Genomic DNA, 14,119 nt, shown 5'->3' on the forward strand with positions numbered 1-14,119 from the left:
AATCCTTAATAAATTCGCCATCGTTATTCAACACACATATATCAATCGATCCCTCCGGCTTCATTATGACACAAATATCCTTATCCAAGTGTACCGTAAAACCTTGACCTTCAGGGCGGAGAGCCAGAGCATCCTGGGTATACTGGCCCGCAGGCAGGGCCAGTGTAAAAACGTCTTACATCGCATGTCGAATGGTCCGTTTTTTCTCTTTTTCCTGAACGAGCTTTTTATCTTCGGTCTGAACCAGAGACCGTTGCTGTTTTTTATTCAACTGGTCAGCAATGACGGCTTTTAATTGCATAGCTACACCTTCCCGACCAAGAGAACTATTTACGGCCAGATCGTTGAAGTCGGTGTAACGATCCGCTCGGCGAAGGATATCAAGCTGCTTTTCCGATAGCTGTGCTGCCTGCAGCACCTCCACTTCAGTATCTGGGAGTGGTTTATCGCCGCTGGCATGAGCCTCCAGTTTACGCAGGGCTGACTGATGTGCCAGATACGCTGCCGGTTTAATCTGACTGAGTTCGTCTTTACCCGGCACTTCACCTTTAGCAAAAACAGGGAATACCGCCACACCGCCGACAGCTTTCGCTGTTTCCAGCGCTTTTTCTCGGCCAACGTTTACACTGGCCTTATCCTTCACCTTCATTTTGCATGACTGAGAAATATCATCATCACCGGCAATGATGATTGGCTTATCGGGATAGGCTTCTTTAAGTGCTTTAGCGACAGGTTCCAGATTACCTGAATCGAAGGCAGCGACCGTTGGCATATTAGTAGCCTCTGTGATGCTTCCTGCCGTTGCGTAACCCTCGGTCACAATCAACACAGGCGCTTCCTTAAGCGCGTCCAGTCCGCCGACAACATGGAAGCATCCCTCTTTACGGGCGTTCCTGGCAAAACGTTTCGTACCGTCCTCGTTGATATACTGCATTGTCCACTGCTTTCCCTGCACATCATAAGCAGGAATAAAGGTTTTCTGACCGTCCTTATCTGTAAACACGCCTTTATGCACCTGCAGCCCTTTTTTCTCCAGGTAAGCCGTCTGCTGCTGAGGCTCATTGAGTTTGGCGAGCTGCTTCTCCACACGCTTTGCAGAAGACTCATGGTCCTTTTGCTGCTGTGCCGCTTTTTCGGCCTGTTTTTCCGCAGCCTGCGCCCGCAGAAGCGCTTTTTCTTCGTCGGACTGCACATACCCCTTGGAAGACCAGCGTAACTCTTCTTTGGTACGATTGTTCTGCATAAAGCCTGCAGGATGACCGTCAGTGTGGATGATATAAAAACCGGACTTTTCCCCTTTCTTGTCACCCTCTACCGTAATTCGATGCTTTTTACCGTCCATAATTGGATGTTTCTGGCCCCGGTCAGTATCGGCATCGAGGATACACCCAATATCTTTCAGCGCGGTTTCTACTTCCTCCTGCAGTGTCATGGCAGGTGACTGCTCGATCACAATATTTTCAGGTTTCCACTTCGCCAGTTTTTCCATATCTGCCCCGGCTTCGGCGTACCAGGTTTTTTTCTCTTTGTCCCATTTCGCGCCAGCTGCTTTGGCTTCTGCACGGTCTTTGTAAGGGACGGCAAGATCCTGACGTTCGCCCGCATCCAGCGTTACTTCCTTCGCGAACACGACCTGTGATTTTTCTTCTACAACTACAGCTGGTTCACGGCTCCATCTTGCAAATTTATCCAGCGATACGCCTTTTGGTACAAACCAGGTCTGTTCGGTTCGATCCCATTTAGCCCCAAGCTCTTTAGCATCATTTCGCTCTTTATAGGGAACATTGATTGGGGTATTTTCCTGTGCAACCTTCAGGCTAAATTCCGGGAGAATACGCCTGCCTTCTTCAGTAAGGAAAACAGCCTCATTTCCGTCTGGCTCCGGCCCCAGCGCATCAAGAGCACTCTTCATTTCATCCGGGTTATCAGCGCGTTCCATCAGGCTTTCAACACGGTCCTGATACCATGCAGGTGCCTCGCCTGGAGGAATCACGTTAAACTCATTACCTACAATATCCAGAATACCTTGATTTTGTACTGAAATTTCAGTATCGAGGGTTCTACGGAAATTACTATTTTCGTCATCCAGATCAACCCGGCTGTTCTCTAATAGACGGTTATCATAAATATAACGGTTTTCACCTTCACTCATAATAGCCAGGGCTTTAATAGCGCTGTTAGTCTGCGTGATGATATTGACATTTTCATCCTGACTGGGATTTTCTACAACGCTATACTTCGGTTCAGGAAGTAAAGTTAATGCAAAATCAAGCTCACGATATGCGTTCTTAATCTTGTCCTGAGCCTCAGTCCAGTTCTGACTGAATGAAGACTGAAATTCACTATTACGCTTCCAGAAATCACTCTCCTGACTACTATTCAACGCATCAAAAAGGACATTACGTGACAGTGTAAGCTGGCGACGGTTCATGTTAGGAACATGCTTAGAAAGCCCGCTATCGAGGTTAGAAAGAATGAATTTCTCAGCGCGATACTGCCGCTGTTGCTCCTGTGTGATAGTCGTTTCAGATTTTGTGCTCATATCAGCCCCTGTAGCTGCTTTTGAGTTAGGCCACCAGTTTTTAGGAAACTTAACATCCTGCAGCAATTCACGGGGATCGCTGCCGACATTTTCTATCTGACTATGCACTTTTTTAGCCGCTAAATTCAGATTGTTATCCATACTGGCAAAAGCAGTTTTAAGAGCATTACTTTGCCAATCACTATCAGACGTAAACCCCGTTCCGGGTACACGCTCATCACCAATATAAGTCAACGCCTTTCCACGACCAACAACATCGCTGTGAACCGGCAGCGTATTACCATCACTATCTTCATAGTTGATACGAATGACCTGATCGCCTAATTCGCTTTGGCCCCAACTGTAGTACACAACGTAATCGGCTTCCTGTGCCGTATGTTCAAACGTATTGAAAGTATCACGGTACAGTTGAGCCGTTTCTTTATCCACAATTGCCGGGTTAGTGAGTCGGTTAATTTCGCTCATAACTTCAGAATGTTCACGGTTACGTTGTTCCTGTTCAAGCGTCACCGGCTTTTCCTGAATCCTCTGTTGTTCCAGACCAAGCACATAGCCCTGAATTTTCTCGGCGTCAGCCGCAGCACGGAAAATTTCCAGCGGATCATCCTGCAGGGCTTTAATCCAGGATTTAACATAGGCAACGTGTTGAGAAGGATCATGACCAATTCCCAGCTCATCGCCCATGATCATACTGGCAATTTCTGCACGTAGTTCCTCTTTGGCGTAACCTTCACTGCCAAAGGGATGAGCCAGGTCACGATCAAGGCGCGATGCGTGACCGGTCCAGTGGCCCAGCTCATGAAGTGCAGTGGCATAGTAACGGTCGGCACCGGGAAAGGAGGCCTGCTGCGGCAAGTGAATACTGTCTGTAGACATGCGATAAAAAGCGCGGTCTACCTGGTCATGAGAGATTTTCGCGCCAGAGGCTTCAAGAATGGATTCGGCACGTTCAATGCTGTTCCAGCTCTTATCCTGGCGAACGGCCATCGGTGGAAGACCGTCAATCTGCTCGGCATTGAACACAACGGCGTTAAATACCTTCGGACGCTCCAACTGGACGATTTCTTTTACCGGGTTATCATCTTTATCGAGCACTACTCTACCATCATCGTTGCGTTTGATACGTTCCTCAGTGAATTTCCAGTATTGGACCAGAGTACCTTTTTCGCCTTTCCTTACCTGCGCATCTGCAGCTGTCGCCTGCTTATAGGTCATCCAGCGCTGATCGCTGTAACCCTGTGACATAAGGTGAATGGCGTTAATACCCTTATAGCGTTTACCGGTGGTAGGGTTCATGGGAAGAGCCGCACCAGGAGCGCCGGGGTTCCATGGCTTCTGCCATGGCGCCGTACCCTCTTTGAGCTGGGCTATCAGGTTTTCAGCCACAATCTCATGAAATGGTTTTTTCGCTTTAGCTTCAGCCATGGTCGTTACTCCGCATCAAAAGCACTTTCGTATGCGTCACGCGCATTCAGTGCATCATCTTCGAACGCCCCCACAAGATCAGCTTCATCCGGGGAAAACTCGGCTACATATCCCGGTGTCATCAGATCGCGATATTTTTCCTGTATTGCATCGTTCATATCCGGGCGAGTTACTTCGTTAGTGTCAGTCATATACTGCCTCCATGATTAAGCACGTTTTACGGGGTTATAGTTCGGACTACCTTTAATATCCGGGTAAGACTCTTTACAGGTTGGATAGCCGCTGCAGGACCAGAAATAACCATTCTTTTTGGACAGGCGACGAATCAAACCTTTACCACATACCTTGCATTTGTACTTATCAGAAATCTGGACACCGCCAGCAACTTTAATTGCACCAGAATTAATTACCTTAATCTGATCGCGTACAAATTTTTCCTGATGTTTAACAAATGAATTAACGTCACGTTTGCCCTGTTCGATCTCAAGCAACATGCGTTCATTAATGGCCGTCATAACAGGGCTTTTTACCAGTTCAGGAAGAATGGCAATCAACCCTCTTCCCAGTCGGGTGCTGATAATGTCTTTCCCCTTATTCTCAATAAAACCCCGCTTTTTAAGTTCACTTACAATGGTAGCGCGAGTGGCTTCCGTACCGATTCCATCCCCCTCACGTAATAATTTTTTCTGCGCCGGATCATCGACAAATTTATGAATATTCACCATTGCGGTGTTCAACGTACCGTCATTGAAGCGACGTGGTGCTTTTGTTTTTGCATCCATACGTTTAGCCTGAACACACAACACACTGTCGCCGTTTTTCATAACGGGCAATTTCTGTTCTGCTTCTTTTTCATTATCGTCATCATCATCTTCATCTGCAGTGGTATAAACATCTTTCCAGCCATTTTTCGTAACAACTTTGCCACCTGCTATAAAGGTCTCACCTTTAATATCCAGTACAATCGTAGTCGCCTTAAATTCGTGAACCGGATAGAACTGTGCGATATAAGCCCTGACAATCAGATCATAAATATTGCGTTCTACAGGTGATAACCTGTTCACATCACCTTTATGCTGAGTGGGAATAATGCCGTGGTGCGCGGTAACTTTGGAATCATTAAATGTCTTTGACTTTATTTTTGTGTCAGCATTATCAATCAGCCCAGAAATGTCGGGATAGGTTTGACGCAGGGATTTAAATACTTCCGGCGCATCGGCATGTTGTGATTCCGGCAAATAAGAGCAATCAGATCGCGGATAACTGGTCAATTTATGCGTTTCATACAATGACTGACAGGTTGCCATTACTTGTTCGGCACTGTAACCGTAACTGCTGGAAGCCTGTGCGATCAGATCTGAAAAGGAGTATGACTTTGGTTGATTCTGTTTCTTCGGTTCCTGTTTGTATTCAACAACACTACCTTCGCTGTTGGTTAACTGGTTAACCAGCCTATCAGCTTCTTTGGTATCAACCAGGCGACCTTCTGAATCAAGACCAGCCTGATCTTCATGGGCTTTCCAGGCAGCAACAAAAGCACTGTCACCGTATTTAATAACGGCACGAATATTGTGATACGGAACAGGTTTAAAGTTTTCAATTTCAAGGTCGCGGGCAACAACAAGCGCCAGTGTCGGTGTCTGTACACGCCCGACCGTCAGCAGTACACGCGAACCACCACGCGCCGCTTTCAGTGTAAAGCCGCGTGAAAGGTTCATACCAACCAGCCAGTCAGCCCTACCACGCGCAAGAGCCGCCCGGCCAAAGTTAACATATTTGTCGTTACTCTCCAGTGCTTTCAGCGCCCTTGTGACACTAACGGTATCATTCGCATTACACCAGTAACGCAACACTGGCTTAGTACATCCCACGTCATCAAGAATTTCATCTACCAGTAACTGCCCCTCCCTGTCCGGGTCGCCAGCGTTAACGATAGTGTCGGCCCGTTCAATCAAATGCCGGATAGTTTTCAGCTGTTTCCCGGCATCTTCACGAGGATTAATGATCCATTTTTCCGGGATAATTGGCAGATCATCTTCGCGCCATATTTTTTTACCGTTTTCATTGCGCGGCACTTCATCTGGTGTATAAGCATCCGGTTCAGCCTGCTCGTACATATGACCAAAGCACCATGTTACATAGTCACTGCCACACTCAATGTAACCGTCTTTTTTATTTGTTGTGCCCAATACTGCAGCAATAGCTTTTGCAACATTGGGTTTTTCTGCAATAAAGACTCTCATTTTTACCTCATTGGAATCTATTATTTCACCATAATTTAATTAACAGGTTCAGTCGGAAAAGGTCGGGGGTAGTTACTAGATGGAAAAGGATTTTTTACCCCTGAAACATCAGCCAGTTCATTTAAGAACTTATCCTGGCTTTCAATCCATCCATGAATCCAGAAACACTTATCCATAAGTTCTGGAGCCTCTTTATAAAGTAAAGCCAGCAACTCACGGTTTTCATCAATTCGTTTGTGAATACCACGACAACTTTGAGAAATCACATGCTCCAATGCCTCTAATTTCTCCCGCTCTGCATTCTTATTAAATAAACTCATAACAAACTCCCCTATTATTCTTTACCAGGTAAAGACAGGTAAAATTGTGGAAATAATTTGCTTTCTTGTGACTGTACCAAAATATCGCCCATCAAAAGATGAAGGGCTGCGGTCTGTCATTAACAACAGTTCAGATTTACTCAGCGTATACACTTCACGAATAGCGGGCAGGTCACGCCCGCCTGGATCGACACTAAACGGCTTGCTGTACGGTAATAACTGTCCGTTGACGTAAACGCCGTCATCACGAAAAGCCACTTCATCACCTTTAGCCGCTAAAATCCGCTTCATCATTTCGCCATACCCTCCAGGGCAAAAGCCGCTGCCGATGTAACCGCGCTTTTGTGCCAGGGAAAAAATAACCTTTTCAGGCGGGCAGAAAATAACATAGTCGCCCTTTTCTGGCGCTTTCTGACTAATTTTGTACAAGCCAACAGGGATACTTTTCGTGGTATTGATACGCAACCCGGAGGCATAACCAAGACCACACACAACAGCACCAATAAGTGAGGCTGAAATGACGCCGATGGCAGCATACCGGGTTAATTTTCTCATATTGCAATTGCCTCATTACTGTCGCCATCATTCGCAGCAGCTGCGGCGCGAATACGATCGGTAGTTTTCGGCTCAGGTACAGAAGCGCGAAGCGAGAAAATCTCATCCTGGAAAAATAGCGGTTGTTTTCCATAGATGGCCGGGAAACCTGCCACATAGATCACCATATCGCCACGCTCGGTGATTAAACCTTCCGCATTCTTCTTAGGCCCAGGCATACGCAGACATTCGTCCACGGTCAGTAGTGGGCGCTGAACTTCCTGCATGGTTTTTGATACCCCGCCCAGCACCGCGCTGGCACGTTTCCCGCTGGTCGTGATTTGCTCTTTGATAACCGTTGTCTGACCGGTCAACTTAGAAAGGTGTTCTGCGGTTTCAGTACGGTTAGGTGGATATGCGTTCTGCACATGGCAGTTCGAGGTTATTGTTTCATCCGGTCCATAACCTGTTTCACGGCTACGTAGCTGATTAAGATCCTGACAGATGAGGTAGAACTTGATACCGTATCCGGCAAGGAAGGCCAGCGACTCCTGAATGATTTCGAGTTTACCCAGACTCGGGAACTCATCGATCATACCCAGCAGGCGATGCTTGTAGCTTTTTTTTGTCTGTACCCGTCGGGTTCCCTGAACAGAGAAACCAAATGCCTGTTTAAAGCGCTGCCAAAGCGTAAGGTTATTATCGACACGCTCAAACTCCAGTTTATCGGCCAGCAAGCGAACAATCATGTTCAGCATGATTCGAACCAGCGGGCGCAGACGGGCTTTGTCATTTGGCTGAGTGACAATGTAAAGCGAAACCGGATCGTCATGGTTCATCAGGTCTTTAATTTTGAAATGTGACTCACTGACGTTACGAGCCACAACCGGATCACGGAAAAGGGCAAGGTAAGATTTCGCGGTAGACAGTACAGAACCGGCTTCCTCTTCCGGTCGGTCCATCATGTCGCGACCAGCAGCACCCACGACTGGATGATTCTCGCCATTTACGTGGCCGTATTGCGTCATTTCCATCCACAGTTCCCCTGCCCCTCTTTCCGGGTCAGCCATGATGGAATCTACATACGGTAGTGTCGCTGGCGTACCTTCATTCTTGTGTTTGTAAAGCACATGGAGGATCACACCAACCAGCAATGCCTGAGACGTTTTCTGCCAGTGGTCATTCAGACCTTTACCGTCCGGGTCAACAATCAGCGTGGCAAGGTTCTGAACGTCACCCACTTCGTTTTCTGTACCCACCCGAATTTCATCGAGAGGATTCCATGCGACAGAACCATTAGCCGCTGCAGGCTCGAATTTAAGACAGATATTTTTGGCATATTCTTTTCGCCATCCCGCCGTCATCGCCCACAGTTCGCCTTTCAGGTCAGTCACCACCGTTGAATGTTTCCATGAAAGCAATGTGGGAACAACCAGACCAACACCTTTACCGGAACGGGTCGGGGCATAGGTAAGTACGTGCTCCGGGCCATTATGACGCAGATACTGCAACTGACCGTTTTTGTCTTCCCAGGCACCAACATACACCCCTTCATTATTACCCAGCAGGCCAGCCGCTTTAATATCCTGCTCGTCAGCCCATCGAGCAGAACCGTGAAGATATTCATTCGCTTTGGATGAGTTAGCTCTCATCATGCTTGTCAGAGCGGTCAGAACCAGACCACCGGCTGCAACCATAGTCCCCACACTGCCCGCCGCAAAAAACGCATCTGGTAAACGCTCATGCCATGCTGAATACCATTTGAAATAGGACCACGGCGCGTAAATGTGGTTGAAATTTGGTCCCAGCAGTTCCTGATAATTAAAGCTGTAAGCAAAATACTGTGTTGCAGCCTGGATGCCAGCTGCCAGTGAAGTAATCGCCATTGCAGGAACCAACTTCCCTTTCGCCGTTTTCTTTTTATTGCGAACCTGTGGCCCTACGGCATTATTAGGTTTTCTCATGGGCTTCCTCTTTTATATTCCTGTCATCAGGGGTGACGTCTGTCACTACGACTGAACCAGGTCATGAACGAGTGGGATCAGCGGCCCCCATGCCTTTAGGGGAATGAAACTTCACCGACTTCTTCCTTTCGTTGTCCTTACAGAACCGGAAGGGGTCAGCGTGACTGACTCCCCGACGTTAAGATTACGTAGTCTCCGGGCTGTGTAATCGCTGACGGGTATAACAACAATTTCATCATCCCGTTTAAGCAGTGCTAACATTTCAAGCCCACTTTTACGTTGGCCTGCATATTCAAACAGACCTTTATCTGTCGAATTATACACCCTGTGCTTCGGTATATCGAACCCTTTAAAGCGTTTTTCCTCACGTTCACTGATATATTTTTCAGCGCTACTCAGCGATTTCTTAACCTCAGCAGGCGTTGTTATTCCTCCTGCCCCAACCATATCCCGTCGCAGTTGATGAGAATGTTCGGCTGTTTTGTGCTCCAGCTGGTCAGAAACATTACCCTGCAGTAACACTTTACTTCCTCCGGCGATGCGAACCATACCGAGTTCGGACATTGCTCGCAGACGGTTTTTTGCTGTGGGCGGCGGCTGGCGTCCAGGTCGCGCAACGTTGGGCTGACTATGTCCTCGTTCGCCATTTGATTCGGCTGCTTGACATCTCCCTGCACGGGTGATGTCATCAGTCCTTCCTGGCTGGCCTCCTGCTGCAGTAACGCCATCGCCTGTGCCAGTTCGTCCTCGGCGCTGGCTGTTGCCATATCCGGTTCCGGCATCAGCGGAGGGACTTCTTCCTGAGAATCCTGGCTCATCTGCACCAGCAGCATTTCCAGCGCTGCTTCGTTCTCGTCCGGGGTCGCTTCGTTCTGTCCCGGTATTTCTTTGTCGTCTTTGCTCATTGTCTTTTTCCTCATTCATGCGGATGAAGTTTTCAATCCGATCTCTGGTTGCGTAAGGACCAACAAACCAGGATTTCTTTTCACTATCCCACATTGCCCCGGCTTTACGTGCCTTGCCTCTTTGCTCAAAGGGAATGTGGATGTATTCGCGTTCGCGAGCCGCTTTTTTAGTCAGAATTTGTCTCAGCTTTTCCAGTTCAGGATCGACAAATGACACGCTCAGCTCACGCGAAGCGGCTACAGCTACAATGCGTTTTTTAAATTCAAAACTGCCGTTAACAGTGAGTTTGTCTCCGTAACGGTGTTTAGCCATCAGCAGTGCTGCATGAAGACCGTCATCACCGGCATCGCGGGATACATCCAGACGTTTACCACCGTCACGGATAGCACTCTCTCCCACTCGGTAAATAATCGTCCCTTCCTTCGTGACACTATCCGGTTTCAGGCCGGGGATACGACCATCTTTTTTCACCTTATCGCCATGCAGGATGTTGGCCTCTTTACGGGCCTGCTGTGCATTCCGCTGGCGTAAAGTTTTCAGCGCTTCATCATCACCACCTGCGGCTTTAAACTGCAGCCAGTCAGCCCAGGTACGGCGTTTATGAATGTCATAGGCTGCCTGTCGGTCTTTTTTATAAATGGCATTTGCCCGTTTAAGTTTTTCCCCAAGAGCCTTACTTGCCAGACCATACAAATAGCGTTTATTCACGGCAGGACCTTTCAGTAACTTGATGGCTGATCGTTTCAATCGCCCTGTTCTTTTTGCGTTTTCAATCAGGCGATCACGTTTAACTTTTGCCAGACGCAGTGCTTCGTTACGTGCAGCTGTAAGCCGTTGCTGTTCGCCCTGGTAGCGCCCGTATAGTGCTGAGGTACTAGCTCCCTGAGAACCCAGCGGTTTACCTTCGTAGCGTTTACCACTATTAATCTGCATGACGGGAACATCCCCAAGGTTAACCTGTCGGTTTTCAAGCATTGGAGGGGGGCATTCTCCGGGTCGCTTAACGTGTATAGCTGGACCGAATCGCTGTTTAATAGCTTCCGGGGAAGGTCTGGAGGGTTTTGTATCGGGTATGGAAGGTTCAAACGAGCCTAATTTCTTCTCAAGCGCAGTGCGGGAAAGTGAGCGATCTACAGAGCTGGCCTTTACAGCCAGGCCATCGGGACCAGTGATAACGAATCCATTCCCTTTCTGGCGTAATTCAAGCCCATTCTGGCGCATTGCCTGATGTAACTCCTGCCAGTTAGCCACACTCTTTAGTTGACCTACGCACTCCCTCTTTATCCAGCCAAGTAAACTTTCCCTGCCAGAGTGCCTTTCCATATCAGCAGCATTATTTTCAGAGCGTGTTCGTGTCGCCTGGTGATTGTCCTGCTCAAGTCCAAACTCTTTTTCAAGCGCCAGGCACACTGATGATCTCGTTTTGTAATCGTTGTAGGGAGTATGAATGTTATGCGTTTCGGGATGGATTTTATTTATAGCTATATGAATATGAACATTGTCGGTATCGTAATGAACAGCACTTACGCGCTGATGATCTGCATATCCCATAGCCGCACAAATGCGCTCTTCTGCAGCGTCCAGAACCTCCTGTGACGGATTTTCTCCAGGACGGAAGGAAACAACCAGATGATAAGTCTTATCGCCCTCAGCGCGCGTATTGAGCCGCTGTGTTGCCTCAATATCATAACGAGCCGCATCAAGAATATTTTCCTGATGACAGTTCGTAACCTTGATAACGCCCACGCGCTCCTGTTTGTTTTGCGGGTCTTGCAGGTACTTGGCAAGTTCCACAAAACTACTTTTTTTAACGTTGCGCATTGGGATGTGACGCGAAATCAAGATACCCCCTGGATTTTAGCCGCTAAAATCTACTTGCTCAGTATCCTGTCCATAATGTCGCGCAGAGCGTTCTGCGTAGAGTCGATTTTTCCCAACAGAGTCTTAATCAGTGAGGGGGAAAAATTTTTGGTGCGCTCGTCATTGGACAACCACAATTTGAGCAAACCGCCAAGCCTTCCCTGATCACCATTGACGCGACTTAACTCTCTTACCTGCTCAATATCAACCATTGATTCAACTTCGTAACCCATGCCGACTTTACGCAAAAATGCTGCGGTACTCAGACCGGCTGCGTCTGCATTGCGCTTAATGATCGCTTCCTCTTCAGGAAGAACTGGCACACGAATGTGCTTGCCATGCTTACGTGTATTTTTCACTTGATCCGTCATTTGACCTCACTCGCGGCGGTAGCCGCGTAGCCTCGCAGAGCAGGACTCCCCTTGAGAATCGAAGATGCGAATAAGGGGAAAGTAAAGTTTGATAACCTGTTTACAGGTTAGCTAACTTTACATGTCCTGCCCGGCTTTCGCCGATGTTTACGCCAAGGAAAGTCTACACAAAGGAAACTGGAATGTCGTGTTTTTTTGTGTAAAAATGTGGATATAACGAAAAAACAACGTTACTATGCCGTATACACCGGAAAACCAACGTTTTCCGGGCGATTTACAACTGTTATCCTGCTTAAATACACACAGAAATACACAGAAATACCTTATAAATACATACGCAGGTTATCGGATGGGAAAAGATTATTTAGATGACCTACAGGAGTGGGTTAAGCAGAAAAAGGGACTAAATGGCAGAAGCCCGAATAGTGCCAGAGTGGTTTTTCTGGCTCTCCGTGATGATGTGAAATCAGCCATTGATGCCGGTTATTCAATGGTCACTATTTGGGAACACATGTACGAGACCGGACGGGTCACTACAACATACGAAACTTTTCGTCGCCACGTTAAACGCTATATACATGAAAGACAACCTACAGGTCACATTGCCGAAAGCATACCAGCACAGGCTGCAACAAAATCACAGAAAAAAACTACCGGCAGTCAACTACCAGTTTTCCGTTTTAATCCCGGAAAAAAGGGGAGGAATAATTAATGCCTATAGCAGATAAAAATAAACAACATACCGAAGCAAAAATGGTATCAGTACGTCACTTCGTTCACAGCGCTCAGCAGGGTAAAGGTGGTTGCGGTAAATCTGTCAGCACTGCCTTGTTGGGTATGTATAAAATTAGTAAAGGGGAAAGGCCACTCTGTATCGATACCGATCCGCTTAATCCGACTTTTTCGAATTATCAGAAACTGAACGTCCGCCAACTGGATATTATGGAAGGAGACGAGATTAATCAGCGCAAGCTGGATACCCTTATCCAGTGGATTGACGAATCCGGCGATACGGACATTATTATTGATAACGGAGCACCGTCTTTCATTCCGTTATCAAGCTATCTGATTAGCCAGCAAATCCCGTCCCTGCTTTACGAAATGGGTAAACAGCTAGTTATCCATATATCAATTGTCGGAGGTCAGGCACATGATTACACTGTGGAGGGGTTCAAGGCCATGGTGGAACAATACCCGTCAGAAACCCGCTTTGTTATCTGGCTTAATCCCTATTGGGGTCCAGTGGAATCCGATAAGGGTGTGCCATTCGAAAAATCAGAAGCCTATCTGACACATAAAGATAAGGTTGATGCCTTAATCCGATTGCCGACGCTCAAGAAAGAATTACACGGTCAGGATTTTGCTGACATGCTGGAGAATTACAAAACCTTTGATGAGGCGATTGAAGATAAATCATTGTCAATCATGGTTCGGCAGCGCCTGAAACAGGTTCGCTCCCTGATTTTCGAACAGCTTGATCTGGCAACGGTGATCTGATGGATGATAAGACGGAAGAACTCATTGCGCTCATTGCTAAAAAGCATGGTATAGCACTGGATGAAACCGATCCGATTATGGTCGTTCCTACCCTGCTTCGTTATTTGCTGGATGAAAGCCAGGAGAAACAGAGTGAAATTCTGGATGAATTTAAATCCGAGCTACAAAGCGCCCTGATGCAGTGGGATTTCAGCGCGAAGGATAAGGCTGACCGCATCCTCAACGCCACGCTAAAGGCTAATACGGAGGTTATGGAGCGGGTTTTGACGTCTGCTGCCACAGAAACCGCTGTTATAATCAGAAAAGAAGTTCAGGACGAGATCAGAAAATCGCGGTCGCACGTAGAAGGGGCGAGGAAACTCGCCATGATGAATATGGCGGCGGCGGTGATCACCTTAATGGCTGCTGCCGTCGCTTTCATTGCAACATTTTACAAGTGACTATTAGCCGCTAAGTT

11 protein-coding genes are annotated in these 14,119 nt (G+C 47.4%); 3 read left to right on the top strand and 8 right to left on the bottom strand.

Features of this window, described 5'->3' with window-relative positions; all coding sequences use genetic code 11:
* Nucleotides 1–175: 175 nt before the first annotated feature.
* From F4V72_RS23400 to traJ, 8 genes are all read right to left on the bottom strand, one after another.
* Nucleotides 176–3,967, bottom strand: coding sequence for a zincin-like metallopeptidase domain-containing protein (locus F4V72_RS23400; protein ID WP_150342511.1), 3,792 nt, complete (start codon nt 3,965–3,967; stop codon nt 176–178).
* 5 nt (nt 3,968–3,972) lie between these two features.
* Nucleotides 3,973–4,158, bottom strand: coding sequence for a conjugal transfer protein TraD (locus F4V72_RS23405; RefSeq protein WP_150342512.1), 186 nt, complete (start codon nt 4,156–4,158; stop codon nt 3,973–3,975).
* A 15-nt stretch (nt 4,159–4,173) separates the two neighbouring features.
* A complete protein-coding gene (locus F4V72_RS23410; RefSeq protein WP_136057867.1) occupies nt 4,174–6,210 on the bottom strand; it encodes a DNA topoisomerase 3 in 2,037 nt (678 codons plus the stop codon).
* Between the two features lie 35 nt (nt 6,211–6,245).
* On the bottom strand, nt 6,246–6,530 hold the full coding sequence (locus F4V72_RS23415; RefSeq protein ID WP_136057866.1) for a hypothetical protein: 285 nt from the start codon (nt 6,528–6,530) through the stop codon (nt 6,246–6,248).
* A 21-nt stretch (nt 6,531–6,551) separates the two neighbouring features.
* Complete coding sequence (gene traF / locus F4V72_RS23420; RefSeq protein WP_136057865.1) at nt 6,552–7,085, bottom strand: conjugative transfer signal peptidase TraF; 534 nt, start codon at nt 7,083–7,085, stop codon at nt 6,552–6,554.
* A complete protein-coding gene (locus tag F4V72_RS23425; RefSeq protein WP_136057864.1) occupies nt 7,082–9,028 on the bottom strand; it encodes a type IV secretory system conjugative DNA transfer family protein in 1,947 nt (648 codons plus the stop codon). Before F4V72_RS23425 ends, traF begins: the two co-directional genes overlap by 4 nt.
* 111 nt (nt 9,029–9,139) lie before the next feature.
* Complete coding sequence (gene traI, locus F4V72_RS23430) at nt 9,140–11,776, bottom strand: TraI/MobA(P) family conjugative relaxase (protein ID WP_150342513.1); 2,637 nt, start codon at nt 11,774–11,776, stop codon at nt 9,140–9,142.
* 29 nt (nt 11,777–11,805) lie between these two features.
* Nucleotides 11,806–12,165, bottom strand: coding sequence for a conjugal transfer transcriptional regulator TraJ (traJ, locus tag F4V72_RS23435; RefSeq protein WP_136057863.1), 360 nt, complete (start codon nt 12,163–12,165; stop codon nt 11,806–11,808).
* A 349-nt stretch (nt 12,166–12,514) separates the two neighbouring features.
* Here traJ and F4V72_RS23440 point away from each other — a divergent pair, with 349 nt between their 5' ends.
* The 3 genes from F4V72_RS23440 to F4V72_RS23450 are packed head-to-tail and all read left to right on the top strand — an operon-like array spanning nt 12,515 to nt 14,102.
* Nucleotides 12,515–12,877, top strand: coding sequence for a TraK family protein (locus F4V72_RS23440; RefSeq protein WP_136057862.1), 363 nt, complete (start codon nt 12,515–12,517; stop codon nt 12,875–12,877).
* Complete coding sequence (locus F4V72_RS23445; RefSeq protein WP_136057861.1) at nt 12,877–13,662, top strand: conjugal transfer protein TraL; 786 nt, start codon at nt 12,877–12,879, stop codon at nt 13,660–13,662. Before F4V72_RS23440 ends, F4V72_RS23445 begins: the two co-directional genes overlap by 1 nt.
* Nucleotides 13,662–14,102 carry a conjugal transfer protein TraM gene (locus tag F4V72_RS23450; protein WP_136057860.1) on the top strand — a complete coding sequence of 147 codons (441 nt, stop codon included), beginning with the start codon at nt 13,662–13,664 and terminating at the stop codon, nt 14,100–14,102. Before F4V72_RS23445 ends, F4V72_RS23450 begins: the two co-directional genes overlap by 1 nt.
* Nucleotides 14,103–14,119 lie beyond the last annotated feature (17 nt).

The organism is Salmonella enterica subsp. diarizonae, assembly GCF_008692785.1.
Lineage (GTDB): Bacteria > Pseudomonadota > Gammaproteobacteria > Enterobacterales > Enterobacteriaceae > Salmonella > Salmonella diarizonae.

What these genes read in the sequence shown, in the direction of transcription:
- F4V72_RS23400 (WP_150342511.1), bottom strand. Translation starts at nt 3,967, where the DNA reads ATGGCTGAAGCTAAAGCGAAAAAACCATTTCATGAGATTGTGGCTGAA.
- F4V72_RS23405 (WP_150342512.1), bottom strand. Translation starts at nt 4,158, where the DNA reads ATGACTGACACTAACGAAGTAACTCGCCCGGATATGAACGATGCAATA.
- F4V72_RS23410 (WP_136057867.1), bottom strand. Translation starts at nt 6,210, where the DNA reads ATGAGAGTCTTTATTGCAGAAAAACCCAATGTTGCAAAAGCTATTGCT.
- F4V72_RS23415 (WP_136057866.1), bottom strand. Translation starts at nt 6,530, where the DNA reads ATGAGTTTATTTAATAAGAATGCAGAGCGGGAGAAATTAGAGGCATTG.
- traF (WP_136057865.1), bottom strand. Translation starts at nt 7,085, where the DNA reads ATGAGAAAATTAACCCGGTATGCTGCCATCGGCGTCATTTCAGCCTCA.
- F4V72_RS23425 (WP_136057864.1), bottom strand. Translation starts at nt 9,028, where the DNA reads ATGAGAAAACCTAATAATGCCGTAGGGCCACAGGTTCGCAATAAAAAG.
- traJ (WP_136057863.1), bottom strand. Translation starts at nt 12,165, where the DNA reads ATGACGGATCAAGTGAAAAATACACGTAAGCATGGCAAGCACATTCGT.
- F4V72_RS23440 (WP_136057862.1), top strand. Translation starts at nt 12,515, where the DNA reads ATGGGAAAAGATTATTTAGATGACCTACAGGAGTGGGTTAAGCAGAAA.
- F4V72_RS23445 (WP_136057861.1), top strand. Translation starts at nt 12,877, where the DNA reads ATGCCTATAGCAGATAAAAATAAACAACATACCGAAGCAAAAATGGTA.
- F4V72_RS23450 (WP_136057860.1), top strand. Translation starts at nt 13,662, where the DNA reads ATGGATGATAAGACGGAAGAACTCATTGCGCTCATTGCTAAAAAGCAT.